27 protein-coding genes and 1 pseudogene are annotated in these 22,415 nt (G+C 67.4%); 13 read left to right on the top strand and 15 right to left on the bottom strand.

The annotated features are described in order from the left end of the window. Positions 1–66: 66 nt before the first annotated feature. The gene (locus ACH34W_RS54625; RefSeq protein WP_395969215.1) at positions 67–702 is read right to left on the bottom strand and encodes a DUF2867 domain-containing protein; all 636 of its coding nucleotides are present in this window, start codon (positions 700–702) and stop codon (positions 67–69) included. 16 nt (positions 703–718) lie between these two features. Next, positions 719–1,003 (bottom strand): antibiotic biosynthesis monooxygenase family protein, encoded by a 285-nt coding sequence (locus ACH34W_RS54620; RefSeq protein WP_395969214.1) that lies wholly within the window; start codon positions 1,001–1,003, stop codon positions 719–721. Positions 1,004–1,086: 83 nt separating this feature from the next. On the opposite strand from ACH34W_RS54620, the gene ACH34W_RS54615 reads away from it, so the two are divergent. Continuing rightward, positions 1,087–1,671 carry a TetR/AcrR family transcriptional regulator gene (locus tag ACH34W_RS54615; protein ID WP_395969213.1) on the top strand — a complete coding sequence of 195 codons (585 nt, stop codon included), beginning with the start codon at positions 1,087–1,089 and terminating at the stop codon, positions 1,669–1,671. A 54-nt stretch (positions 1,672–1,725) separates the two neighbouring features. Continuing rightward, on the top strand, positions 1,726–2,025 hold the full coding sequence (locus tag ACH34W_RS54610; protein WP_395969212.1) for a hypothetical protein: 300 nt from the start codon (positions 1,726–1,728) through the stop codon (positions 2,023–2,025). A 439-nt stretch (positions 2,026–2,464) separates the two neighbouring features. On the opposite strand, the gene ACH34W_RS54605 is transcribed toward ACH34W_RS54610, so the two are convergent. Next, positions 2,465–3,313, bottom strand: coding sequence for a DUF4253 domain-containing protein (locus ACH34W_RS54605; RefSeq protein ID WP_395969211.1), 849 nt, complete (start codon positions 3,311–3,313; stop codon positions 2,465–2,467). A gap of 521 nt (positions 3,314–3,834) precedes the next feature. On the opposite strand from ACH34W_RS54605, the gene ACH34W_RS54600 reads away from it, so the two are divergent. The 3 genes and pseudogenes from ACH34W_RS54600 to ACH34W_RS54590 all read left to right on the top strand — a co-directional run. Further along, positions 3,835–4,155 (top strand): transposase, encoded by a 321-nt coding sequence (locus ACH34W_RS54600; protein ID WP_395969210.1) that lies wholly within the window; start codon positions 3,835–3,837, stop codon positions 4,153–4,155. Between the two features lie 98 nt (positions 4,156–4,253). Then, positions 4,254–4,772 (top strand): Imm21 family immunity protein, encoded by a 519-nt coding sequence (locus ACH34W_RS54595; RefSeq protein ID WP_395969209.1) that lies wholly within the window; start codon positions 4,254–4,256, stop codon positions 4,770–4,772. Positions 4,773–4,823: 51 nt separating this feature from the next. Beyond that, positions 4,824–5,108: pseudogene (locus tag ACH34W_RS54590) on the top strand (hypothetical protein); the annotation flags it as partial. On the opposite strand, the gene ACH34W_RS54585 reads toward ACH34W_RS54590, so the two are convergent. The 4 genes from ACH34W_RS54585 to ACH34W_RS54570 form a co-directional block, all read right to left on the bottom strand. Next, a complete protein-coding gene (locus tag ACH34W_RS54585) occupies positions 5,077–5,751 on the bottom strand; it encodes a hypothetical protein (protein ID WP_395969208.1) in 675 nt (224 codons plus the stop codon). The pseudogene ACH34W_RS54590 and the gene ACH34W_RS54585 overlap by 32 nt on opposite strands. 198 nt (positions 5,752–5,949) lie before the next feature. Beyond that, complete coding sequence (locus ACH34W_RS54580; RefSeq protein ID WP_395969207.1) at positions 5,950–6,498, bottom strand: STAS domain-containing protein; 549 nt, start codon at positions 6,496–6,498, stop codon at positions 5,950–5,952. 640 nt (positions 6,499–7,138) lie between these two features. Further along, positions 7,139–8,047 (bottom strand): type II CAAX prenyl endopeptidase Rce1 family protein, encoded by a 909-nt coding sequence (locus tag ACH34W_RS54575; protein WP_395969206.1) that lies wholly within the window; start codon positions 8,045–8,047, stop codon positions 7,139–7,141. Beyond that, on the bottom strand, positions 8,037–8,318 hold the full coding sequence (locus ACH34W_RS54570; RefSeq protein WP_395969205.1) for a hypothetical protein: 282 nt from the start codon (positions 8,316–8,318) through the stop codon (positions 8,037–8,039). Before ACH34W_RS54570 ends, ACH34W_RS54575 begins: the two co-directional genes overlap by 11 nt. Positions 8,319–8,964: 646 nt before the next feature. Between ACH34W_RS54570 and ACH34W_RS54565 the strand changes: the two genes are divergently transcribed. Beyond that, the gene (locus ACH34W_RS54565; protein WP_395969221.1) at positions 8,965–9,240 is read left to right on the top strand and encodes a MerR family transcriptional regulator; all 276 of its coding nucleotides are present in this window, start codon (positions 8,965–8,967) and stop codon (positions 9,238–9,240) included. 145 nt (positions 9,241–9,385) lie between these two features. Here the strand turns inward: ACH34W_RS54565 and ACH34W_RS54560 are convergent, their stop codons facing one another. Further along, positions 9,386–9,778, bottom strand: coding sequence for a tautomerase family protein (locus ACH34W_RS54560; RefSeq protein WP_395969204.1), 393 nt, complete (start codon positions 9,776–9,778; stop codon positions 9,386–9,388). Positions 9,779–9,887: 109 nt separating this feature from the next. On the opposite strand from ACH34W_RS54560, the gene ACH34W_RS54555 reads away from it, so the two are divergent. Further along, on the top strand, positions 9,888–10,742 hold the full coding sequence (locus ACH34W_RS54555; protein ID WP_395969203.1) for a LysR family transcriptional regulator: 855 nt from the start codon (positions 9,888–9,890) through the stop codon (positions 10,740–10,742). A 210-nt stretch (positions 10,743–10,952) separates the two neighbouring features. Here ACH34W_RS54555 and ACH34W_RS54550 read toward each other — a convergent pair whose 3' ends face one another. The 4 genes from ACH34W_RS54550 to ACH34W_RS54535 all read right to left on the bottom strand — a co-directional run bounded on the left by ACH34W_RS54550 (position 10,953) and on the right by ACH34W_RS54535 (position 12,776). Next, complete coding sequence (locus ACH34W_RS54550) at positions 10,953–11,465, bottom strand: hypothetical protein (protein WP_395969202.1); 513 nt, start codon at positions 11,463–11,465, stop codon at positions 10,953–10,955. Positions 11,466–11,759: 294 nt separating this feature from the next. After that, a complete protein-coding gene (locus ACH34W_RS54545) occupies positions 11,760–12,071 on the bottom strand; it encodes a hypothetical protein (protein ID WP_395969201.1) in 312 nt (103 codons plus the stop codon). After that, positions 12,068–12,502 (bottom strand): hypothetical protein, encoded by a 435-nt coding sequence (locus ACH34W_RS54540; protein ID WP_395969200.1) that lies wholly within the window; start codon positions 12,500–12,502, stop codon positions 12,068–12,070. Before ACH34W_RS54540 ends, ACH34W_RS54545 begins: the two co-directional genes overlap by 4 nt. A gap of 76 nt (positions 12,503–12,578) precedes the next feature. Next, entirely contained in the window at positions 12,579–12,776 is a 198-nt protein-coding gene (locus ACH34W_RS54535) for a pentapeptide repeat-containing protein (protein WP_395969199.1), read from the bottom strand. Between the two features lie 177 nt (positions 12,777–12,953). Between ACH34W_RS54535 and uppS the strand changes: the two genes are divergently transcribed. After that, positions 12,954–14,603 (top strand): polyprenyl diphosphate synthase, encoded by a 1,650-nt coding sequence (gene uppS / locus ACH34W_RS54530; protein WP_395969198.1) that lies wholly within the window; start codon positions 12,954–12,956, stop codon positions 14,601–14,603. Positions 14,604–14,630: 27 nt separating this feature from the next. On the opposite strand, the gene ACH34W_RS54525 is transcribed toward uppS, so the two are convergent. Next, a complete protein-coding gene (locus ACH34W_RS54525) occupies positions 14,631–15,383 on the bottom strand; it encodes a hypothetical protein (protein WP_395969197.1) in 753 nt (250 codons plus the stop codon). Positions 15,384–16,834: 1,451 nt separating this feature from the next. Between ACH34W_RS54525 and ACH34W_RS54520 the strand changes: the two genes are divergently transcribed. After that, positions 16,835–16,981, top strand: coding sequence for a hypothetical protein (locus tag ACH34W_RS54520; RefSeq protein ID WP_395969196.1), 147 nt, complete (start codon positions 16,835–16,837; stop codon positions 16,979–16,981). A 173-nt stretch (positions 16,982–17,154) separates the two neighbouring features. Here ACH34W_RS54520 and ACH34W_RS54515 read toward each other — a convergent pair whose 3' ends face one another. Beyond that, positions 17,155–17,448, bottom strand: coding sequence for a hypothetical protein (locus tag ACH34W_RS54515; protein WP_395969195.1), 294 nt, complete (start codon positions 17,446–17,448; stop codon positions 17,155–17,157). 58 nt (positions 17,449–17,506) lie between these two features. Between ACH34W_RS54515 and ACH34W_RS54510 the strand changes: the two genes are divergently transcribed. Together ACH34W_RS54510 and ACH34W_RS54505 are read left to right on the top strand one after the other, a co-directional pair. Further along, positions 17,507–17,710: a hypothetical protein gene (locus tag ACH34W_RS54510; protein ID WP_395969194.1), complete on the top strand. Its 204-nt coding sequence runs from the start codon at positions 17,507–17,509 to the stop codon at positions 17,708–17,710. 50 nt (positions 17,711–17,760) lie between these two features. Further along, a complete protein-coding gene (locus tag ACH34W_RS54505) occupies positions 17,761–17,880 on the top strand; it encodes a zinc-binding dehydrogenase (RefSeq protein ID WP_395969193.1) in 120 nt (39 codons plus the stop codon). A gap of 90 nt (positions 17,881–17,970) precedes the next feature. Here ACH34W_RS54505 and ACH34W_RS54500 read toward each other — a convergent pair whose 3' ends face one another. After that, on the bottom strand, positions 17,971–18,879 hold the full coding sequence (locus ACH34W_RS54500) for a LysR family transcriptional regulator (protein WP_395969192.1): 909 nt from the start codon (positions 18,877–18,879) through the stop codon (positions 17,971–17,973). A gap of 127 nt (positions 18,880–19,006) precedes the next feature. On the opposite strand from ACH34W_RS54500, the gene ACH34W_RS54495 reads away from it, so the two are divergent. Together ACH34W_RS54495 and ACH34W_RS54490 are read left to right on the top strand one after the other, a co-directional pair. After that, on the top strand, positions 19,007–19,516 hold the full coding sequence (locus ACH34W_RS54495) for a nuclear transport factor 2 family protein (protein WP_395969191.1): 510 nt from the start codon (positions 19,007–19,009) through the stop codon (positions 19,514–19,516). A 93-nt stretch (positions 19,517–19,609) separates the two neighbouring features. Then, positions 19,610–21,085 (top strand): MFS transporter, encoded by a 1,476-nt coding sequence (locus ACH34W_RS54490; protein WP_395969190.1) that lies wholly within the window; start codon positions 19,610–19,612, stop codon positions 21,083–21,085. Positions 21,086–22,415 lie beyond the last annotated feature (1,330 nt).

Below are 22,415 nucleotides of genomic sequence, written 5' to 3'. Positions count from 1 at the left end.
GCCCCGGCCGTAGTCAGACAGGGAGCCAGCGGTGGAGTCCTGGAGCGTCGGGGCATGTGGAGTTCCTCATGGACGACGCGCCCCTTCTGCAGATGAGCGCGCACCCGCGTTGGCCATGCCTGCGACCACCAGGTGATGAAAGGGGCGAATAATGTTGAAGTACAGCGGACCGGTCCAGCGGTGGTATTTCACAACGGTCACCATCTCGAATCTGGCGTGGCCGGCCGCCGATGGTGCGGTGACGATGGCCAGCCAGCACGTCAGATGGTTGTCGGCCGCTTCGAGGACGAGGAACCGGTCCTCGGCGGCGTCGGTGACGGTAAAGAAAGCGATCTTGTCGCCAGGGGTGAAGGAGACCTCCTCGGGGTGCAGCGGCCCGCCGAGCGGGACGTCCGGCTCGCGCAGCCGCAGCATCCTGGCCAGGACCGTTCTGGCGCCGAACAGCATCCGCATCCAGCCAGGCCGCCAGCTCATGGCGCCCGCGACGAACTCCCGCAGGCTCACCTGCGATTCGGCGGTTTTCACATCGACGTGGTCGGCCCCCGACAGCAGATCAGCCAGTTCGGGAATGGCTTGAACGGTATTCACGTCTGGTCTCCTCAGGTGAGTGCTCAGCTGCGCAAGGAGCTGATCGCGCATGTCCCGCTTCTCGTCGGGCGGAGGCACGGCGCGGCGCGGCGCGAGCCCTTCGGAGTGCCTCATGCCACGACCGTCTTGCCTACTTTTGAACGAGCATGAAGGTCTGGCGCGGCTTTCGTTCGCGCTCGTCGAAGCCGACGATCGCACCGAGATCACGGGCGGCGGCGAGCGCCGCTTGGAGGTCCTCTTCGGACTCGAACCGGCCCATTGTGACAACGGCGTCGCCGTCGGGGGTGACCCAGACCTCGCTGGACTGGTATCCCGGCCTGCCCTCAAGCGTCTCGCGCACCTGGTGCGTTCGGCCGACGAACTCCTCGAAGTGCTCAGGCCGCGGGTAGTGGACGGCAACGAAACCGACGGTCATCCTCGTCTCCGCTCAGATATACGGTGGTGTATAGAACGAGGCTAGGCCACTTATACGGTGGCGTATATACGCGGAGAGGTGAGGTGAGACACCTCGTGGGTGCGACGCGCACGCCGCGCGACAGGTGGATCGAGGAGGGCCTGCGGGCGCTGGCGGACGGTGGCCCGGACGCCGTTCGCGTCGAGGTGCTGGCCAAGAGGATCGGCGTCACCAAGGGCGGCTTCTACGGGTACTTCGCCGACCGCGACGCGCTGCTGGACGCGATGCTCGACGCCTGGGAACGAGAGAGCACCGACGAGGTGATCGACCGCGTCGAGCGCGAGGGCGGCGACCCGAAGACCAAGGCCCAGCGTGCGGGCATGCTCACGTTCTCCAACGACCGCCTGCTGCCCATCGACCTTGCGATCCGCGACTGGGCCCGGCGCGACGAGACGGTCGCCGAGCGCCTACGACGGGTCGACAACCGCCGCATGGAGTTGCTGCGCGAGACGATCGGCACCTTCTGCTCCGACGCGGACGAGGTCGAGGCCCGCAGCCTGCTCGCATTCTGCGCAGCGATCGGCGGGCACTACCTCGCCGCCGACCACGGCGGCCGCACCCGAGCCCAGGTTCTCTCGCATGCCGCCGACCTGCTGCTCAACCGGCCGAGCACTGACCACAGCCCTTAGCGGCATCTCTGTCAGGTCGGTCGAGGCGAGCCTGTCCTGAAGAAGCGGCTAGATGTGACACTGACCGACGGACGACACCTCCCCGCCGACCTGGACCTGTTCACCACGGCTTTCCTGCACCACCCCGACGAACTGACCGCAGAGATCCGCGACGCGGGACTCGCACTGGATGCCCTCTACGCCGTCGAAGGCGCCCCATGGCTCATCGACGGCATCCAAACCTGGCTCGATGATCCCCATAAGCGCGACCTGCTCATATGGGCACTACTGCTCATATGGGCACTACGGCGCACCGAGCATGAGCCCACACTGCTCGGCGCCAGCCGCCATCTCCTCGCGATCGCCCACGCATGAACGCCGAGGACCAAACGGGACCACCAGGACGAGATCTCCCAAGGCCGACACCAACCAAGGACCCCAGGAGCTGACTACTGCACCACCCCGGCACGCCCTGAGGAGATCGCCCTCCTAGACCTGAACGCCGACAGCCTGCGCCACCTCACCAACGCTCGTCCCCCCGGCCCTGCACGTGTTCGAGCCAATCCGGCCCGAGTCGATCTCCTAACCCACGGTGGATGAGCGCAGCGTGCACGCCTTCCTCTGCCGACCGCGCACCGCCGGTCCTGCTGTCGATCCACGGCGGCCCCGAGCAGCAGGAACGCCCACGCCACTCAGCCCCTACCAACAACGATCACGTTAGCCACTTCCAGCCAACTGCCGCCCGCTGACGGGGCCACTCACGGCCAGGCTGGTTTAATCGACCCCGATTCAGAGCGTGGCAATGGTGGCGAAACTAATCCCACCAGAAAGACCACACGCCGGCACCGACCAAGCCGGCGGCGTATGCCTCGAAGGTGTCGTCGACCAGGTTGTCCGGGCAGAACGCGATATGCTCGACCGCCAGCCGCCGGGCGTGCTCTTTTGTGAGCGGCGGCCGGGCGACCGAGACCGCAAGAGCAGCGGATCCGTACGCGCACAGCCGTACGCCGAAGCGTTTTTGCCATGACCGGAACACCGCGGTCAATTCTGCGGGCGCCGGACTGTTATGCGTCCAGCCCACCGCGCTGGCCGCTCCTGCGGAATCCCGCGCCGCCACGAGCCCGAGATAGGCAGAGCCATCCTCGTTGGTGAACGCGTACATCCCCCCGGGGATCTCCCGCTTCCCACCGTAGAAAACGTTGACCCCGACCTTTGATTTCGCGCGCGTGGTCGCCAGCGACACCGCACAGGCGTCGGGATCGATGTCCTGTGGGGCTTCTGGGGCCACGCCAGGCCACCTTCGCAATGCTTGGGGTATCCGGTTCGGCTCGATCTCGTCCTGGAGAAACTGGCTCCACCGGTTGGCGAGCAGGTCGCCGGCCTCGAGACGGTCGGCACGCTCAGGTGGGTCCGGGTCCAACTCGCCGTTGTGCCACGGCCCCACCGGGCCGCTGTCGGTGGTCAGCAGCAACGGCCAGAGTCCGGTCCGGTCGTGCTGCTGTACAAGCGCGGCCCACCGCGCGCCGACCTCGGCGACCGGTTGCTCTGAGACCCAAAGAACGGGTTCGCCCAGGGGCTTGTCCGTCCTTGGATCTCGCGGCGTGACGAGCCTTCCGTCGGGAAGCCCTTCCGGAATCCGATGACCGTTCAACTCTTGCGGCACAGCGTTGCCCGCCCTCCTCGAAGGTGTCCAGTCAGGTGCCGTTGGCGAACTCGAGGTGCAAGCAGCCCCGCATCCGACAACCGAACCCACCCCCATCGCTCCGATACTCCGTAGAAATCGGCGACGCCCGATGTCCCCCATCGCTTCTGATCTCCTCGGCACCCACAATCTGTACACGATCACTCTCTACGGTGACACAAACCGGCGGAGATGATGTCAATACCAAATGCTCTGCGCCGATCAGAAACGGCCGTGCAGCTCTAATAAGACTGGTCGCGGTCGGGCCTTGTTGACCGCATGTGGCAGGTCACCGCCACAACACCGCTACTGCCACCTGACACGGTGGCGATGGATTCGCCCGCCGGCTCCAACAGGGATCAGGTGACGCGCGGGTCACACTGCCTTTTGGGCGGTGATGACGCCAGTGGTGTGGGCGACGCCGGTTGTGAACGGCCTGGTGGTTGTCGCCGGCGTGTCCCATTCCTCCTTCATCCGGGAGATGAGGAAGACCTCACAGTCCATTGGACGAGCAACTCGTCCAGCTCGCCACCGCCAGCTCACCGCCGTCCGCGCCACCCTCGCCCAGCTCGCCAAATAGCCCCGGCTACCGCCACTCACCTCGTCTGCCGAGCCTCGCCATGCCCGCTGCCTCCCGTGGCCGCCGCTACCCGTCCGACACCTCCGTCGCCGAGTGGGCCCTGGAACCCTTGCTGCCGGTCCCGGCCTGCCAGACCAAGACCGGCGGGCATCCGGAGAAGTGGCCACGGCGGGAGATCGTCGACGGCATCCACTACATCGTCGACAACGGCGCGCAGTGGCACGTTATTGCGAATTTGCGGTAACGGCTGTGGTGGCCCAGGGGCCGTTGCTGTGGGTGGGGGCTTGTGATCTGATCTCTTCGCCGCCGTGGCTGGTCGCGGGCGAGTCGGAGGGAGAGCGTGTGATTTGGGTGGAGTCGGCGGGTGGTCCGCTGGTTGTGATCGAGGAGTCTGCTCTGGCCGGTTGGTCGGGGTTCGATGGTGACTATGAGCGGGCGTGTGCGGTCGACTTCGTTGATGTGATCGCGTCTGGGGATGGCGTCAAGGCGCTGGTGGTTGGGGACGAGCCTGCGGGGACGACGTATGTGCCGGAGCTGAGGACGTTCATTCAGTGGTTGTATGCCGAGCCTGATACCGATGTGGTGGCATCCGTTGAAGGAGCAGTGGCTGCGGCCTCTTGGAAGGTTGGGCCGAGTTTCGACGTCGCCGGAGCGTTGGTTCTGTTTGATTCGGCCGTGCCGGGGCGAGAGGTCTTTGTCGAGGGTGTCGAGCGGCCTGATCTGGAGCCACGCACCTATGACCGGAGTGAGAACGGCTTGCGTGTGGCTATCATGCCCGGTCGCTATCAGGTTGAGTCGGCCGATATTCGGCCTGATGAGGAGACCTGCTTCCGGTTGCACCGGCTTGCTCCGGTCTCTTAGCGCGACGGCTTCGACCAACCCTTCGGGCCGAGCACCGACCGAGCCACCGGCCCCAAATACCTCAACACCCCGGCCACCACGCTTTTCAACAAAGGCGAGCTGCTCTTCGGACTGCATGAGATGCACGCGGCCCTCAACCAAGGCGCACGCCCCACCTTGACCGAAGGACCCCTTGACGCCATAGCGATCAACATCGCGAAGCCCGCTGCCCGCGCGGCCATCGCTCTCTGCGGTACGAACATCACAGCGGCACACCTCGACCTGCTCGCCGCCCGCGCAGTACTCGACGCGCCCGCGCGCGGTGTTACAAGTTGGGGCAGCTGGGCTTGGGCATGACCACGTCATCGCCGGTCGCGTCGGCGGGGATGGGCGGGAGTTCGGCGTGCTTGACGGTGTAGCCCGCGCCGGAGACGTAGGAGTTGAACGGTGCGGGCGCCGAGTGGTACTGGGTGCAGGCACCGTCCAGAGCGCCCCAGGAGAAGCCCATCCGGTCGTACTTGTTGCCGCGTGGATCGGAGTAGACGCTGAACGACAGCCGGTCGCCGGTCTGGGGACCGTCGACAGCCTTGCCGGACACCACAGCCACGCGCCCGCCGGTCATCACATAGTCGACCTTGACAGTGCCCCACCAGCCCTTGCTGCTGCCGTGCTTTTCAGGGTGGAAGTACCTCACGGTGCCATACCCCGCACCACTGAAGTCGATCTTCCCGTCCTTGCTCACCGTGTAGGGAGCACCGTGCGCGTCGAAGATGAACCGGCGGTTGGGGTTGGCGGGATCGACGGAGAATTTGACCCACGCGTCGCCGGTGACATGCGCCAGTTTCGGCATGACCTTGGTGGAATTGGCCGTGGCGGAAGCGGTGGCTTCCACGCCGGTGTCGGATGCGGCCAGGGCGCTGCCGCCCGTCATCAGCGCCGCACCGCCGCACAGCACCATGGCCGCGATCTTGACGCCGGACGTGCGGGTGGTGGTAGTCATCCCGATTCTCCTTCAGTAGCGCGGGCCGTGTCGCCCGCACCACTGAAGCTTCGCAATCACCGCAGTTCATGGGCATCCCCCGCAGGAGCCGAAGCCGCAAGGCCGCCCTCACCCGCCCGGCATCATGCTTCTCCGCCAGACGGGGGATGCGTCGAAGGCGGGGGCCAAATTCCAGAAGCGCTCCCCCACGTCATTTCCTTATCGAGCTCCGCGTGCGGTTCCTGGTGGCGTTTCTGGCGAGATACCCGGCCGGGTGCTGTGGTGCTGCCCGCTGCTGTTCATTTGCTCGTGGCCGCCAGGCAGCGTTCCCTTAGTTGCAGAACCGGCCTGCGCCGTGCCCGTGGGTCTGCCGACGTAGGCGAGGTTGGTGTGGGCGATGATCGCCAGCTCGACAGTGGAGTAGATCGGGAACAAGCGGCTGAATCCAGTGATGCGCAGCACCTCGCGGATGCGCTGGTTGACGGCGGCCAGGGTCAGCGTGCCGACCTGGTGGATGCGGCCGTCGGGTTCCACCTGACCGGTGGCGCGCAGCAACTGGTAGACGCCGGCCAGCACGCCGAGCCCATGGGAATCGGTGAACGCCACACCGGTGAAATCCAGGATCAGATGGTGGGCGCCCTCGCCCAGCAACGCGGCCAGCCGTTCCCGCAGCGCCGTGGCGGTGGAGACGTCCAGCTCACCGGTCAGCGTCACGATGGCCAGGCCGGTATGCACCGGATGGAATCGGCTCTCTATGGTCAGATCCATGACGCCTCCCTGAGCGGAGGACGAGTCGCTTTTCGGGCCGCTGGGCGCGGTTAACCCCGGCCATACCCGCAAGGCCAGGCACTATCCGGCTGCTCTCGACCTCGTGCGCCCTGCCCCCACTCCTCGCCGCCTCGATCAAGGCTTGGGTCAGGTCAGATCGCGGGCGTCGGGCAGATGGCCCCTGCCAGTTCTTGGCCCACTCGCGCGGAATCGCCAGACGCCGCCGCTGCGGCGGACTCGCCGAACATTGAGTTGGCCCCTCGGCAACTACCGATGGGCCACTCAGCCATGGTTCACGCTGGGCGCAGGGTGCTGAGACAGATTCAGCCGATGTTGTCCGCCGCCATGGTCACCTTGACGGCGGCGTATCGCAGGCGCTCTTTGGGGTGGGACTTGAAGTGTCCCAGCCGGAGACAAGCCAGTGGGTTTCGCCGGTGGCCGGGTCGTACGACCGTCGTCTGATCGCGCCGATGTTGCCGCCGTAGATATGGATCCCGATGGTGGGTTCGCGCCGACGGCTGCGACGGCATGGACATCGTCGTCGGTGGTGCGGCAGACGGTCACGCCTGCGACGGGCGGTCAGGATGGCGCCAGTGGGGATGGCGTCGCCCGAGATGGACGCGGTCGCGGGGGCGCGGGATCAGCGGTCGGAGATGATCAGTTGCCTGACCCTGTGTAGCTGGGCCGGGGTCATACTGCGGGCCACCGCCTGCAGGCTAATCACGTTGTGGACATTCAACGCGGCGTGCAGCGCGATCGGCAGCAGCAGGCTGCTGGTCTCCAGATAACTGAGGGTCGACACCACCGCCAGCCCGGCCGCCGCCACCACCCGTACCCGGCCACGATGCACATTGGCCACCACGAACACCGCCATGGACGCCAGCGCCGCCTGGTCGACAGTGAACCCCAGGATCCCGACTGCGGCGGCGGTCAGCAGCCCGCGATACAGCACCTCGTCGTGGACGGCCGCCACCGCGGCCGACGCCAGCGCCCACACCTGCTCCAGGCGGCGCGGCCGGGCAGGCCAGGCCACGGGCCCGCAGAACGCAGCGGCCTGGAATGGACCGGGAACGTGCCGGCCAGTCAGAACGCGCCGCCGCCAGATCCCGACTCCGAAGGTGACCAGCGCGACCGTTGTCACCGCCAGCAGCAGCGCGAATTCCAGCCGGTCCCGCCGCGGCCACGCCCACCCGACATCGGCGCCACTGACTCCCGGCGCGGCCACGACCACAGCGGCCACCAGCGCCAGCACCGTCCACTGGACCGCCAGCCTCCACCGCTGGGAACTGATCAGCCCAGGCACCATCGGAGCCGCTTCCGCAGCCGTAGCGGCGGTCACCGCCGTGGGCACGGTGCCCTGTTCGGTGACCCGATGGGTGCCCGGCTCGGTGCCGGGACTCGCATGTCGACGACGGAGCCGGTGCAGGCACACCCGGGCCAGCACCCTGCGGTCCAGGACAGCCGGGCCCACCACGGCGTACAGCATCAGGGCCAGGGCGAGCACCCAGTGGACGCCGGCGAAGGAGGGATGCATGTCATCAAGCGGCATGCGAGCCCAAAGTAATCATCCATTCGCTAGCTGTCATTACAGCTCGCCGGGTCACCTGAACCCGGACCCTTTTGATGCACAGGCCGAACAGGATGTCGGCGTAGACGCCGATCCGGGGGCCGGTGGCGCTGTAGAGGAGTGCGGCGTCCTTCATCGCGGCTTCGGCGCAACGATGGCGCTCGATGGCGCCCAATCCGAACCAGTCGATCTCTGAAAATCTGTAGGGATCAAGGTAGATATTCTCGGGGGCGTTGGGTAGAGTTCCTGTCATCGAACAGGAACAAGTCCATGGAACGTGGCAGAGGACGAACTGCCCGGTGAGATGGATGGCGCGAGCCGGGCGTGCCGGGGCCGACGCAGTGCAAGGGGCCCTGGCAGACGGCATCGCGCCAGGCGGCCAACGGGCCGCCCGCAGCATGGCACCAGCAAGTGCAAGACAGGCAAGTTCAGGTAGTGATGTCGAGGAAGGGAGTGTCCGGCGCCATCGGGATCGCCCGTCGCAGGCTCCAGTCATGCCGCGCGGGTACCGCAGTTCCACAGACAAGGTGGTGGTCTACGGTCACGCATCCGCGATCCCCGCGTCCCCGCTCAGGCGAGCGGCCAACGCGGAGCAGAACCGGCCGTACGGCCGGATAGATGGTGTTGTACCTCGGGCCCCGGCGCCGCATGGCGCCGGGGCCCTCGTTGGCGTTTCCCCGGCAGCCACTTCCCCGATCAGTACGGAAGGGTTTATGGAACCTCACGCAGCACGGCCCGCCGCCACCCCGGCAGGGGACCTCAAGAACCGCGACCACGGCCACGCCCGCACGGACCCGGCCGTGACCACAGATGTGGCCCAGAGCGTCACCGCGGACAGCGCCACGCTGGATGACCAGCTCGACGACAAGCTCAATGACGAGGACTACCCGGCCTACAGCATGGGCCGCGCCGCCGAACTTCTAGGCGTCACCCCCGCGTTCCTGCGCAACCTGGACGCCGCCAACCTGTTTGTCCCGCAACGATCGCCCGGCGGCCACCGCCGCTACTCCCGCTACCAGCTGCGCCTGGCCCAACGCGCCCGTGACCTGGTCGAAAAAGGCACCGCCCTGGAAGCGGCCTGCCGCATCATCATCCTGGAAGACCAACTCGCCGAAGCCATCCGCATCAACGCCCAGCTCCGCCAGCGCACCGGCGAGCCGCCCACACAGACCTGACACACCCAGGGCCACACCAGCGCCCAGCCCCGCGCAAGCCGTGGCTTCAGCTGCGGGAGGTGGGTAGCTCGGGCAGGGTCTGGCAGATCTGGAAGCGGTTGTGCAGTCCGGTCACCTGCAGGACGCGGGAGCGGAACCGTTCCCCTCAGCCCTGCTGCGCCGCGTACTGCGCGATGCCATTGCCGAACGACCAGTTCTCCGGCAGTACTTCCACAAGATTGATGAACACGTCTTCGGGGCGCACGCCGGGGTTCGCCTGCAAGAGTTCGACGATGCGCAGGTAGAGCGCCTGCTTCTGGGCGAGACCGCGCGTGTTGTTGGCGGTGATCCGGATGATGACCACCTCGTCGCTCCGTTCGACGCCGTAGTAGGTGGGGCTGACGCTGAAGGTGCTGCTGTCGTGCTCGGTGATCGTCATGAAGCGGTCGTCTTCCGGCACGTCGAAGGTCTCACGCATGGCGCGGTAGACGCCCTCGAAGAGGGCTTGGTGGAACTCGGCGGACTTGCCTCGCCGCAACGACACTTGGACCAAGGGCATGGTCTGACTCCGTTCCTCGGGACGGTTCGCAGCGTAGCCATCACTTGATCATTCAAAAAAGCCATCTTAGGATATTTCAGTCATTAAATATTCCAATGGTGGTGTGACGATGAAGATGCTCGCCCTGGACGCTGTGCAGGCCTTCGTGCTGACCGCCGAGATGAAGAGCTTCACGCGCGCGGCGGAGGCGATGGACTCCACGCAGTCCGCCGTGAGCCTGAAGATCAAGCGGCTGGAGGACGCCTTGGGCCGCCGCTTGCTGGACCGTACGCCCCGCCTGGTCCGCCTGTCGCAAGACGGCGCCGCCTTCCTCGGGCCCGCACGTGAACTGCTGGCCGCCCACGCGGGCGCGCTGGGCTCGTTCGGCGTCCAGCGGCAACGCCTATCGATCGGCATAAGCCACCATGTCGTCGGCGCCGAACTGCCCCACTTCCTGCGCCAGATAGGGCGAGCAGAGCCAGACCTGACGCTGGAGGTGAGCATCGCCAGCTCATGGGAGCTCCTTGACCTGTTCGACAGCGGTGCGCTGGACGCGGCCATCGTGCTGCGCCACGAGGGCCGCCGCACCGACGGTGAAGTCCTGATGGAGGAGTCCTTCGGCTGGATGGCCTCATCCGACTTCGAACACCGCTCCGGCGAGCCTCTGCGCCTCGCCCTGCAGGCCGAGTCATGCCATGTGCACGAGATGGCGGTGACCGCGCTGAACGAAGCGGGCATCGCCTGGCAAGAGGTGTTCGTGGGCGGCGGCATCGCGACCATCGGTGCGGCCGCGGCAGCAGGCTTGGCCGTGGCGGCGCTCAGCCCTCGCGTCGCCCCACCCGGCACCATGGACATGGGCGAATCACTCGGCCTCCCCCCGCTGCCCACCCGCAGCGTCGTCCTGAAATCACACCCGTCCGAGCCGGCCGCTCGCAGGGCACTGCGCACCTTCGCCTCCGCCCTGCGCGCCACAGCGGGACACTGATCGCCACCACCGCGAGGTTGTGGGGATCAGGTCCTGCCCAATGCCGCGCCGTCGGACCGGGAACCTGCCTGGTCCGGCTATCTCGAACCGACTGCCTTACTCATCCGGCGCCGTTGAGGGCGAAAACTGCAAGGTCAAGCACCTCAAGAGACTCATGTTCGGTCGCGCGAACCTCGACCTCCTCCGAGCCATGATCCTCCACAACTGGGCTCAACGTCCCGGCCTGTGCCGCACCCAATTCCGGTCTGGCTCGCCGATCTCGATGATGTTCTCGTCGAGGCCGTTGGCGATGTGGAAGCTGCCTTGCTCGAAGGTGAACTCCACCGCGACGGTGCCGGCAGCCAGGTCGGGGCCGGAAGGTCGCCATTCGAGCAGGGCGATTTCGCGCAACTCTTGGCCGACGCACCGTTTCAACCGGTCGTCGTCATGCGACCACTCGGGCGTCAGCTCGGACTCTTCCCAGCCTCTGATCGTCGCTGCGGTGTCGATGGTGTTCCAGCCGATCGACAGCTCGTCAAACTTCCAGTGGCAGATCTCCACCTGGATGCCTTCGTAGTCCAGGACGACCGGGCAATCCGCGTACCAATCCCCATCCTCGGCGAAGCGCACGAGCGCGAAACCGGTAAGCCGGCGGCCGACAAGCCCCGCCAGCAGCGGACCGTGAACCCTCTGCACCGCTTCGAGCCCAACCAGGAAGGACGGCTCGAAGCCGGAGATGCCCATCCTCACAAGAGGCGATTCTCCCGATCCATAGTGGTCCTGGCCAGCCGATTTGAACTCGGGCGTAGGGCGTCGTCCAGCTGCAGAGAATCTTGGCTCAAGGGAGGTCGAGGCCCGCTCGACCGTACCAATGAAGAAACCAACAGCCTCGATGCTCACCCTCAGTGACTCCACCCATGGAGTGAGACAGAGCACTCGAATTGGCTCTGGCGCGATCTATGGGGTGCCGTCACTCAGCGTGTGCGTTTATGGGGCGCAGGGGACGATCTTGCGGAGGGGATCAAGCTGTCGCCGCGGTCATGACAGGAAGATCTCGGCCAGAAAATCGGGGGTCGCGGGAGGGTAGACGATGAGTTGGTCGTCGTGTCCGATGTAGTGGCGCTGCAGATGAGCGCGACGGCTGACGGGCGTGTCGGGAATGACGTCGACGGCGTAGTGGCCGCCGATCACTGCGTCCGGGCCGTCCAGCACCGCGTCGCCGAAGTCGACGTTCGCGTCGGCGCCGACCTCCGGGTCAGCGAGTGTCCGCCGGACCATGTCGGCGTGGTAGTACGCGGCGCGCAGCCATGGGTGACGGCGGGCGGCTTCGAGGCGCAGGGCGGCGATCACAAACAGTTCCAGACGAATAGGAGGCGCCGCTCGGCCACCGCGCGGCGGAACAGCCGGCGCAGCTCGCCGAGCCACGTGGCGACCGCCGTGGCGGGGGCGCTGGCCAGCCCGACGTGGGCACTCCAGTCCGCAGCCAGCTCGGCGAGCCGATCTTCCCCGACCGCCGGCAGCAGCCGAACGATCCGCTCGCTGAGCACTGCGACGACCGGTCCGGTGTACAGGTCCGGCTCGTCGACCGGGGTCCTGGTCGCGTCGGCGAGCGCCTGGTCGGCGGAGACACCAGAGAGCAGCATGTCCATGACGGCCAGTGCGGCGGGGTCCACGCCACGAGCCGACACGGTCGGGTAGCCGTAGCTTGTGGGAGCGGGAAAGCCAGCCGCCCGATAGGCGGACAGGCTGTCCGGAGCCGCCGCGAAGATGTCAGTGAGCATGGCCGACCTTATCGTGTGCACCTCACTCGAAGAGGTGATCGCGATCGGGTAACGGGCCGCGTATTGGTGCGGCCGCTCAGTGATGATCTGGTTCGACCAAGAACTCGATCTTCGAAAAGCGGCCGCGGAGTGTGCCGGTCAGATTTGCGCGGGTTAGGTCCGCGAGGATCAGGTTCGCGTTAAAGAGGTTCGCGTAGTTCAAGCCAGCCGGCGTGCAGCCGTCGTTTCCGCGTGAGGCGTTCCGCGCGCTGTATGTACTAGTAGAAGAAACCACCAGATATGGCCCTGAGCTGAGGATTCTTGGTCAGGGCTTGCTGAGGTGGCAGTAGGGTGACGCCGAATTCGTCGGCGATCTGCTGGACGGTGTAGCGGTGTTTGCCGTGGTCGCCTCGTTGATACGGGTCTGTCCAGGCCGGGGTGCTGGTGGCAGCTGATCGGAGCGGGATTGGGGATGCCGGGGAACGAGACGATGGATGTCATCGCACCAGAGTTGCGCGAGTCTTATGGGTTGTGTGAGCGCGTTGGCCAGCGTCGTTTCAAGGGATGGTGGGCGGCGATCGATCTGCTGCCTGTCGCGGTTCGGCCTCACTTTCATGCCGTGGCCGGTTTCGCGGTGCGGACCGATGGCATCGCCGATGAAGGCGAGCTCGCCGAGCGGGAATCGAGGCTGGCGCAGTGGTGCGCGGATTCATTGGCCGACGTCCGCACTGGCCGAAGTGAGCATCCACTGCGGCGGGCGTTCGTGCATACGATGCGCGAGTGGGACCTGGATGTCGAGGTCGTGGCAGAGTTCTTGGAGGCCACTCGCGGCGACTGCGCCGCCCTTCCGGCATTCGAGACGTTCGCCGACCAGAGACGCTACCTGCGCGGAGTCGCCGGGACGATCGCGGAACTGGTGACCCCGCTGCTTGAGCCGGGCAGCCCGGAAGCGGCGCGTGTGATGTCGGTGTTGGGCGAGTTGTGTCAGCTGGCCGACATCGTGCAGGACTTCCCGATCGACCTTGCCGCGGGCCGCTGCTATCTACCGGGGCAGGACGTGCGGCGCCTCGGCCTGGGCACCGATGATCTCCGGCGTGGTGAGCCGCATGAGGCACTGGACGAACTGATCGGGATCCAGGTCGCCCGCGCACATGACCTGCTGCAGCAGACGGCCCCGGCGCCGGGGATGGTGGCCGTGTCCTGCCAGCCCTTCGTGCACGCATTGATCCTCGGCCAGGAATTCTTCCTCCACGAGGTCGAGCGACTCGGCTCCCGGGTGCTGACCGAGGGTGTGGACCCGACCGTGCTGCGCGACACCGCTTTGCGGCCACACCGGGAACCACTCGCTGACCTGGTGGTGCCCACCCACGTCGCGGTGATCATGGACGGCAACCGGCGGTGGGCCGCCTTGCGCGGCCTCACGGATGCCGAGGGCCACAGCGCTGGTATGCGGGCCATGTTGCGGCTGGTTCATTCCACGCTGCGGCTGGGCATCAGCCACCTGAGCGTATTCGCGTTCTCCACCGAGAACTGGGGCCGCTCACCGCAAGAGCTTGCCGATCTGTTCGCCAGGGGAGCCGAGGGAATCACCCGGGCCACGGAATGGCTGCATGGGCACAATGTCCGGGTGCGGTGGTGCGGGCGCCGGGATCGACTGGAGGAGTCACTGGCCTCGGCCTTGGCCATCGTGGAGAACATGACCTCGAACAACACGGCGCTGACGCTGAACATCTTCGTCGACTACGGCGGGCGCGATGAGTTGGTAGGCGCCACCCGCGCACTGGCAGCCGAAGCGGTCGCCGGGACGATCCGGCCTGAGAACATCGGACCCGCCGACATCGCCAGGCACTGCTACGCACCCGACCTACCCGAGGTCGACCTGCTGATCCGCACCTCCGGTGAGCAGCGCATCAGCAACTTCCTGCCCTGGCACCTGACCTATGCCGAGCTCGTGTTCGACCTGACGCACTGGCCCGACTTCGGCTACCACGAACTCCGGGCCGCCATCGCCGACTACACCACTCGACGTCGCCGCTTCGGCGGTGACAACCCCGACATCCCGTGGGTGCCGGAGGCGGCTGGGGACCGCCCGTGCGCGCCGGAGGCGGCCGGGGACCGCTGAGCCCGGGGCCGCCTCCAGGCTTGGGGCTCAGCGCGTCGGTGGAGTGTAGATACCTTCGGCGGTGACGTAGCCCACGATGGTGTCGACGGTGAATTCCGGTGCGCCAAACGCCGACGTGAACGCGTCCAGAGCCTGTTGGGTCGGGCGCACCGGCCCCCTGGCGGCGGTGACGTGGCGCGTGATGGCGTCGACGGTGAATTCCGGTGCGCCAGACGCCATCGCGAACGCGTCCAGAGCCTGTTGGGTCGGGCGCACCGGCACCCCGGTGATCCGGATCTTCATCGGCTGCCCCGGCGGCACCGGCGCGGCCACCAGACGCCCCTCAGCCGAATCGATGTGGAGTACCGGATGCACGCCACTGTCCTTGCCGTTGACGGTGCACTTGCCGAAGATCACACCCTTCGTCAGCGTGGCCTGCAGGTCGGCTGCCCGGGCTTCCATGCCGGGGGCCCGCATTATCGCGCCGCCCTCCAGACGACCGCTGCCCCGTGCCTGCGCAGGCTTGTCCAGCGACGGATCACTCGTTGCCGTGCGCACCGGGACCCGTATGCCCATCCCGTCGGCGTCCTTGATCATCTTGGCCGGGGCGATGGGTTCGATGGCGCTCTGATGGCGCTTCAGTTGCGCCTGGGCCTGCGGAGTCCATCGAAGCTCCACCCACCCGTCGCTGACTGAACCCCACTTCTCAGTCGAGGTGGCCCCGTCCGCGTTCCCCGCGAAGTGAGCTAGAAACGGAGCCGCCAGCATCCCGCCCAACAGCGTGCGTCGTGTCGTGCTCATCGATGTGCAGCCATCCCTTCCTCGGCTTACAAGACGCGGACCTTTCGTCTGCCTGTGTCCTCAGGCACCCCGTCGAGCACCAAAGCCATCCAATGCCCCTAAAGAAGGACAAATGACTTTGACAGTTCCGGAAGCATGTATTCAGCCTCCAAGGCATTGTGGGGTCTGCGAACTCAACGGATCCATAGGACCAACGGTGCACTCTGGAGGCGCGAGGGACTGATGTTCCTCCCGAAGCAGACACCCCCCCGAATTCGGCCCCCGAGGGCGATACCTCCGCCGTGGAGGCCGACGTCTGAACGGTTTCGACGCCCCGTACACCAGCCGGAACCTCTGGTGGATCACTAACGCCTGAGCGGAGCAGGAGGGGGACCGTGCGGGTGCAATGTCTGGGTGGAGCGGTCGGCGATCCAGTCGGTGACCTGGCCGTCGGCGTCGGTGAGCCGGACCGACATGCGTGCGCCCTCGGAAGATTCAGAGAAAACCACCAGAGCCGGTCAGCTCCAACCTGGCCCGTGCCAACGGCGTAGGCCGCCCCCTGCAGTTCTCCGGCCGCCAGCGATACCGGCCGCGTCTGCACCCGGGCACCGATCACGGCACTGAGCGCCGACAGGCGCAACAGCTGCTCGGGATGAGCGTTCATCCGGACGAACGCCTGGATCGACTCGCCGCCGTCGGCCGGGCGAAGGACTAGATCCTCCACCTCGATGCGCAACTCTCCGGGCTGATCCGGAGCCTGAGCCGCCACCTCGCGCAGGTCCGCCCTATCGGCGATAGTCGCCACCACCTCGACGACACTGCTGACCGCAGTGCCACCGGCGTCAAAGACCGCAACGCCCGCAGCCAGCGGAATCCATTGAAGGCGTCCGCCGCAATGGACCTGGCCGGAGACCGCGATCAGCCGATCACGGATCACTTCGCGAAACTCCAGGCTCGGCCGCCCCAGCCGGCCAAGAGGCCCGTCAGCAGGGATCGCCCTTTCCGGGGTCACCAGCTCGATGCCGCAGTACCGGGCCTTGGCCACCGCGCCCCCGGTGAAACCGCTGGAAGAGACCAGCACCATCTGGTCCAGCTCCAGATCCGCCTGCTTGGTGCGCACCTGCTCGACCCAGGCAATGTCAGAGTTCTGCGGTGGTCGCGGCATTCGACCCCGATACGGATATCCCTGCCGCGCACATGACTGGTGATCAGAACATCGACCTCGCGCGGGCCTGCTCCCGTGCGGTCGGGCAGCGACGCCGACTCCACCACCGTGGCCTCAGCGTCCAAGTGCGATCTGACGAAGTAGACGACCGCCTGAAAGTCGTTGGAACGCTTGGGCCCCAAACCACGCTATTGCAGACGCACCCCACAAGACGGCGAACTACAGCACCGCCGCCAGCGGACGCGTCGACATCCTGCTCAACAAGGCCTGTAGGTGCGGACGGCGTCCCCGCCGAGGTCATGATGAGTTGAATTGCGGTTTCCTGCTGCTGGCCCTGAACCTGATCCTGTGGGTGGCGCCAGAGGAGCCCGCGCGCCGCCGTGGTGAGCGCGGTACCCACACGCGGCTGCAGGACGGTGACGAGCTCGGCGCCTTGGCGGACGGGGCCAGCTGAGTCACGGTGAGGGCATGATGCTTCCCGGCGGGCGTGGGGTTCCATACGAGCGGTACCCGACGCGCGCCCTTGCGGCTCTGGCCGAGGGCGGATCGGCGGTTCACCCTCGCTGGTTCAGCTCTTGGTGGAGGCAGCGAGCCGAGTGCTGATGAATGTTGGGTCGTACACGCTGGTCAGAAGCTTGTGATCGGGCCGGGCTTGGCCGGTTTGACCGGCCAAAGCGGTGCGGGCCGTGACGTAGTCAGCAACGGTGCCTGGGCCTCGTCCAGGCTGGCCCGCACCTTGGCCTTGGGGTCGTTCTTGGAACCGATCAGCACCGCCTGCACCTGCGCCTGGTACCGGCGCCCGCCGACCTCGACCTTGCCAGTGGCAAAGAAGCCCTTGGACCCGGTGGAGAACTGCTTGGGCGCCAGAGAGCTCTTGACCATGTTCGCCATCGTCTGCGTCAGGTGACCGTTGTCCGACATCGGGACCTCCTGAACCACCAACAGCCCAGACCCTTCGCCCAGGCCACGTCCACAAGGCGTGTCCAACAGCAGTCCAGGGGTCGTCCCTGACGCTTCCCTCCGACTCGGCGCGCTGAACCTCATCGTTGACCACGCCAAGAAACTGCCGGCCGGGCACGTCCTGGTGCTGGACTTCCTGCCACCCGAAGTGGAACGCATGTTCAAGGAGGTTCCCGAGAGCCTCCCCACAGGCCTGGCCATCGGACGAAGCCGAGCATCATGACGCGACTGCGCCGTTGCCTTCCCTTCTCAACGAGGCTGTCGCCGGGTTCAGTGCGCAGGCCGGTCATCGACCGGCGGTCCCCGTTGGAGCAGATCGTCGACGCCTACCGCTATGTCGAGACGGGCCAGAAGGTCGGCAACGTCGTCATCACCGTCGTACCGCCGCCCTGACCGGATAGGTCTGCCTCAGCCGCGTCCAGGCCGTTCGCGACGACTCCTGCGGCAAGGACGGGGACGGCGCGGCGCGGCCCTTCCGGCCGCTTACGGGGTCTTCGTTTGTGAGACGGCGAGCAGGTCGTGGGTGGCTTGGACGAAGGCGCGGACGCGGGCGGTGGCGCCGTCGGCGCGCCAGAGCAGGCCCCATTGCAGTGGCGGGGCGTCGCTGATGGGGATGTAGGCGATGTCTGGGCGGGCGTAGTAGCGCCTGGACTGCGCGCCGACGGGCAGGACGCCGTGCCCGGCGCCGATGAGGGTGAGCATCTCGTTGAACGTCGAGGCTGAGGGGCCGGGCTCGATCGGGCGCCCGGCGGGGGTGGTGCGGGGGGTGCGGTCTTCGCGCAGGGAGTCGGGCAGCGTGTCCGGCAGCTGGAGCACCTTCACCCTGGCCAGGTCCTCCATGGAGACGGACTCGCGGCGGGCGAAGGGATGCTGGGCGGGGACGGCGAGCATGCGCGCCTCGGCCACCAGGACCGGCCCGGTGACAATGCCGGGCTCGTGGATGGGGAAGGTGCCCAGCGCGATGTCGGTCTCGCCGTCACGCAGCCAGGGCATGAGGTCGACCATCTGCGCTTCGCGGAGCTGAACGTCGCAGTCGGAATGGGCCTCGCGGAACAGCTCGGTGGCGCCGACGAGCAGTTGCCCACCGGCCGCGCCGACGAACGCGACCCGGAGCGTGCCGGCCAGGCCGCGGCCGGTGTCGATCGCCCGCTCGAACGCGGCGCTGATCTGGTCCCAGGCGGGCCGGACCTCCTCGTACAACCGCCGTCCGACTGCGGTCAGCTCCACCCGGCGGCTGGTGCGGTTGAACAGCGGGACTCCGGTCCGGCGCTCCAGCTTGGCGATGGTCTGGCTGATCCGGGCGGTGGAGACGTGCAGGCGTTCGGCGGTGTGGCCGAAGTGCAGTTCCTCGGCGAGGGTGAGGAACGCCTCCAGCTCGTGTCGTTCCAGCATGGACGCTCCTCCCCATCGTTAACGCAGGCTTCACAATCCTTGCACAGGGCGGCATTGATCGACTCCTCGGGCGGGCCGAGAGTGGACACCGTTCACACGACCCCTCTGACCTGCACGGGAGTAGGCAATGTACGTCACCGTTGAGCAGGCCGTATCCGCTCCGGCCACCGACACCGACGCGGTCGTCCGGGAGCTTCGGGACCGTACGGAGATCCTCGACGCACTCCATCGATTCGGCCTGGGCCAGGACCTCAAGGACAAGGAGCTGTTCGCCTCGGCCTTCGCCGCCGACGCCGAACTCGACTTCCGTCCAGCGGCCGCCAAGTGGGGCGGCCGGCCGCCGCTGATGTCCGGGCGGGACTCGATCGTCACCCTCATCCTCGACTCGTTCACCGGCCGGGTGGACACGACCCACCAGGTCACCAATCCCCGCATTGCCGTGGACGGCGACACCGCGCGCCTCACCGCCCTGGTGGAGGCCCAGCATCTACTCACCGCCGACCACGACACCTTCGCCCTGCTGAAGAACCCGTACGACGTCGACCTCGTTCGCGACGGAGAGCGCTGGGTCATCCGCCGCATGCGCATCGACAACGCCTGGTACACCGGCGACCCCACCGCGATCTTCGGCGGCTGACCACACGGTCTCGGCTGCGCCGATTCCCTCTCCATGGTGCATGACCCCGCGTACCTCACTTCATCCACTCTGACGTTCTTACGGAGGTCCCTCATGTCCCGCGTCCAAGAGTCCAGCTCCGGGTTTCGCCGCCCGGGGCTGACCCTGGCCCTGCTGGCGTTCGCCCAGCTGATCATCTCGATCGACTACAACATCGTGTACGTGGCGCTGCCAGAGATCGGCGAGAGCCTCGGGTTCTCGGCGCAGACCCTGCAGTGGGTGATCAGCGCGTACGCGGTGGCGTTCGGCGGCTTCCTCCTGCTGGGCGGACGCGCCGTCGACCTGTTCGGCCCGCGCCGGATGTTCATTCTTGGACTGGTGTTGTACGCGGCGGCGTCGCTGGCGGGCGGGCTGGCCGCCAGTCCCGGCCCGCTGGTCGCCGCGCGCGCCGTCCAGGGGCTGGGCGGGGCCTTCCTGTTCCCCGCGACGCTGACGCTCGTCAGCACCGGCTTCGCCGAGGGCCGCGAACGCAATCGCGCGTTCGCCGTGTGGGGCACCGCCGGTGGCAGCGGCATGATCCTCGGCTCGCTGCTGGGCGGCGTGCTCACCCAGGCGTTCGGCTGGCCCGCGGTGTTCTACGTAAACGTGCCGCTGGCCGCCGCGGCCGCGGTGCTGGCCGTTCCCCTCATCGATCCCGGCGCCACGGCGGGCGTGCTCCGCGCGGCGGGCCGCCGATTCGACCTTGGCGGGGCGCTGACCGCGACCGCGGGCACCACCCTGGTGGTGTTCGCCCTGGTCCAGGGCCCAGAGTCGGGATGGACGGCCCCCGCCGTGGTCGGCGGTGCCGTCGCGGGCACCCTGCTGCTGGCGATGTTCGCGGCGATCGAGGCCCGCAGCGCCGACCCCTTGCTGCCGCTGCGATTGCTGCGCGGCCGCGACCTGGGCAGCGGGGTCCTGGTGACGTTCCTGTACATGGGGACGTTCGGCACGCTGCTGTACTTCCTGACCGTCTACTTCCAGGTAGTCCACGGCTATGACGCGCTGCGCACCGGCCTGGCGTTCCTGATCCCGATGGCCGCCATCGTCGCGGGCGCCCAGCTCGCCGGAAAGCTGGCAACCAACTGCGGGACCCGGACCACCATGATCGCGAGTCTGATCGTCGGCCTGGCGGGCACCATGCTCGTCGCCGCCACACTGGCCACCGACGCGTCCTACGCCGCCCTCATCCCCGGGCTGGTGGTCCTCGGCCTGGGCCAGGGGGCGGGCTACACCCTGATGTTCGGCGCCGCGACCGCCGGCACCGCGCCCCACCATCAGGGAGTCGCCTCCGGGGTGGCCTCCACCGCTCAGCAGATCGGCGGAGCCGTCGGGCTGGCCGTCCTGGTCGCCATCGCCAACGCCGGAACCGACGGCCTGACGGGTCCCGCGCTGCGCTCGGCCACCACCGACGGCCTGCGCACCGCGACCTTCGTCGCGGCCGCCGGGATCGCTCTCACCGCCATGGTCGCGCTGGGATTCAGCCCTTCCCGCAAGCCGCTCACCGAGAACGCGGCCGGCGCCGCTGCCGACGAAACCCCGGTCGCCGCCTGACCCGTGCGGAGCAACCTCCCGGTCCTGATCTGACCACCAGCCAACAACAGCGAGCCTTCGGAACTCCGGCGCCCCTGGACCTTGCCAGGGGCGCCGGGTCGTTCGGCAGAACATCGCCACGACCACGGGTTCGTTGAAGAGATCCCCGCATGTCTACACGGAGAATCGAGGGCGGGACGCAGTTGCTAGCCGCTTTCCTTCGCGATCGCCTCGCGTGCGGCCGGGACGATTTCGGCGCCCCAGCGGCCGAGAGAGACGAAGTCCTGCGTTCCGCCGCTGGGCGAGAAGAGCGTAAAGCCCGACGCACCGTGCTCCAGCACGGCGCCGGTGAGATCTTCGGCCCACTGGTCGACGGAGCCGCCGATCCAGCGCCCGTCACGGTTGCGCGTGGCGGGCAGCGGCCGGTCGGTGATGCGCCCCGGGGAAGTTGAAGATCGTGCGGATCTCGCGCGGATCGCGGCCCACGGCCGTCGCCGCTTCGTCGATGACCGGGCGCGAAGTTCGATAGCGCTCGCTGAGTCAGTCCGCCGCGTGGCCCGGGATCCAGCCGTCGGCCACCTGGCCGGTGGCGGCCAGAGACTTTCGGGCCTACCGATCCTGTCCACACCGGAGGCGCGCCCGCGTCCGCAGCCAACGTCGGCACCGCTGGGGCCACCCACCGCCCAAGGCCGCGTGATCAAACCCGGTGACGTTCATGCCGCACTAGCGATGCGGTGGTCGTTCCTGTCGCGAGGAGAGGATCGCAAACCCTCCGAGGGCGGCGAACCGGCGGCTGCCAAGGTCATCCCGCGGCGGCCGGCCCCTCTTCCCAGAGCCGGAGTGCCCCCGCCGGAGGCGTCACGAGCGCTTCATGCTCTTCCTGAAGATGGCGATCCAGGCCACGATGAGTGCCACCGGAACCCCAAGGCAGACGAGAATAATGATGATCTCGGCGAGGCCGATCGCGGGCAAGGGCCCTCCCAGGACTGTGAAGTAGTCGGGCGAGCGTATACGCGCTCTGGCGGCGGCGCGTACCCCGAGACCACAGTTGGCCGGGGGGCTGGCGCCCGGCGGTGCGGCGCGCGGCCGTCCGGGCCGCCGGTCGGTGACCGGCGCCCACGCCGCACGCGCCGACCGGCGGAGCCGGGCGGCCGGTGCGGCGACGCGAGCGCCGCCGCCCTTGATACCTAAAAGCTGAATTCGGCAGGCTGGCGGGTCAGGTGAGTGTCGTGTCCCGGGTCATGCTTGACAGTCGAGTCCCAGTTGATGGTTGACAGGTGCCGTGTTCGGTTCTGTCGTTTCGTGGTGTTTGCGGGCATCGCGTGGCGGGAGGGCTGGGATTGGCGCTGGT

This window comes from Actinomadura sp. 6N118 (genome assembly GCF_044326415.1).
GTDB lineage: Bacteria > Actinomycetota > Actinomycetes > Streptosporangiales > Streptosporangiaceae > Spirillospora.
Note: the sequence above shows the minus strand (reverse complement) of the source record. Positions and strands in the feature narration are given on the sequence as shown.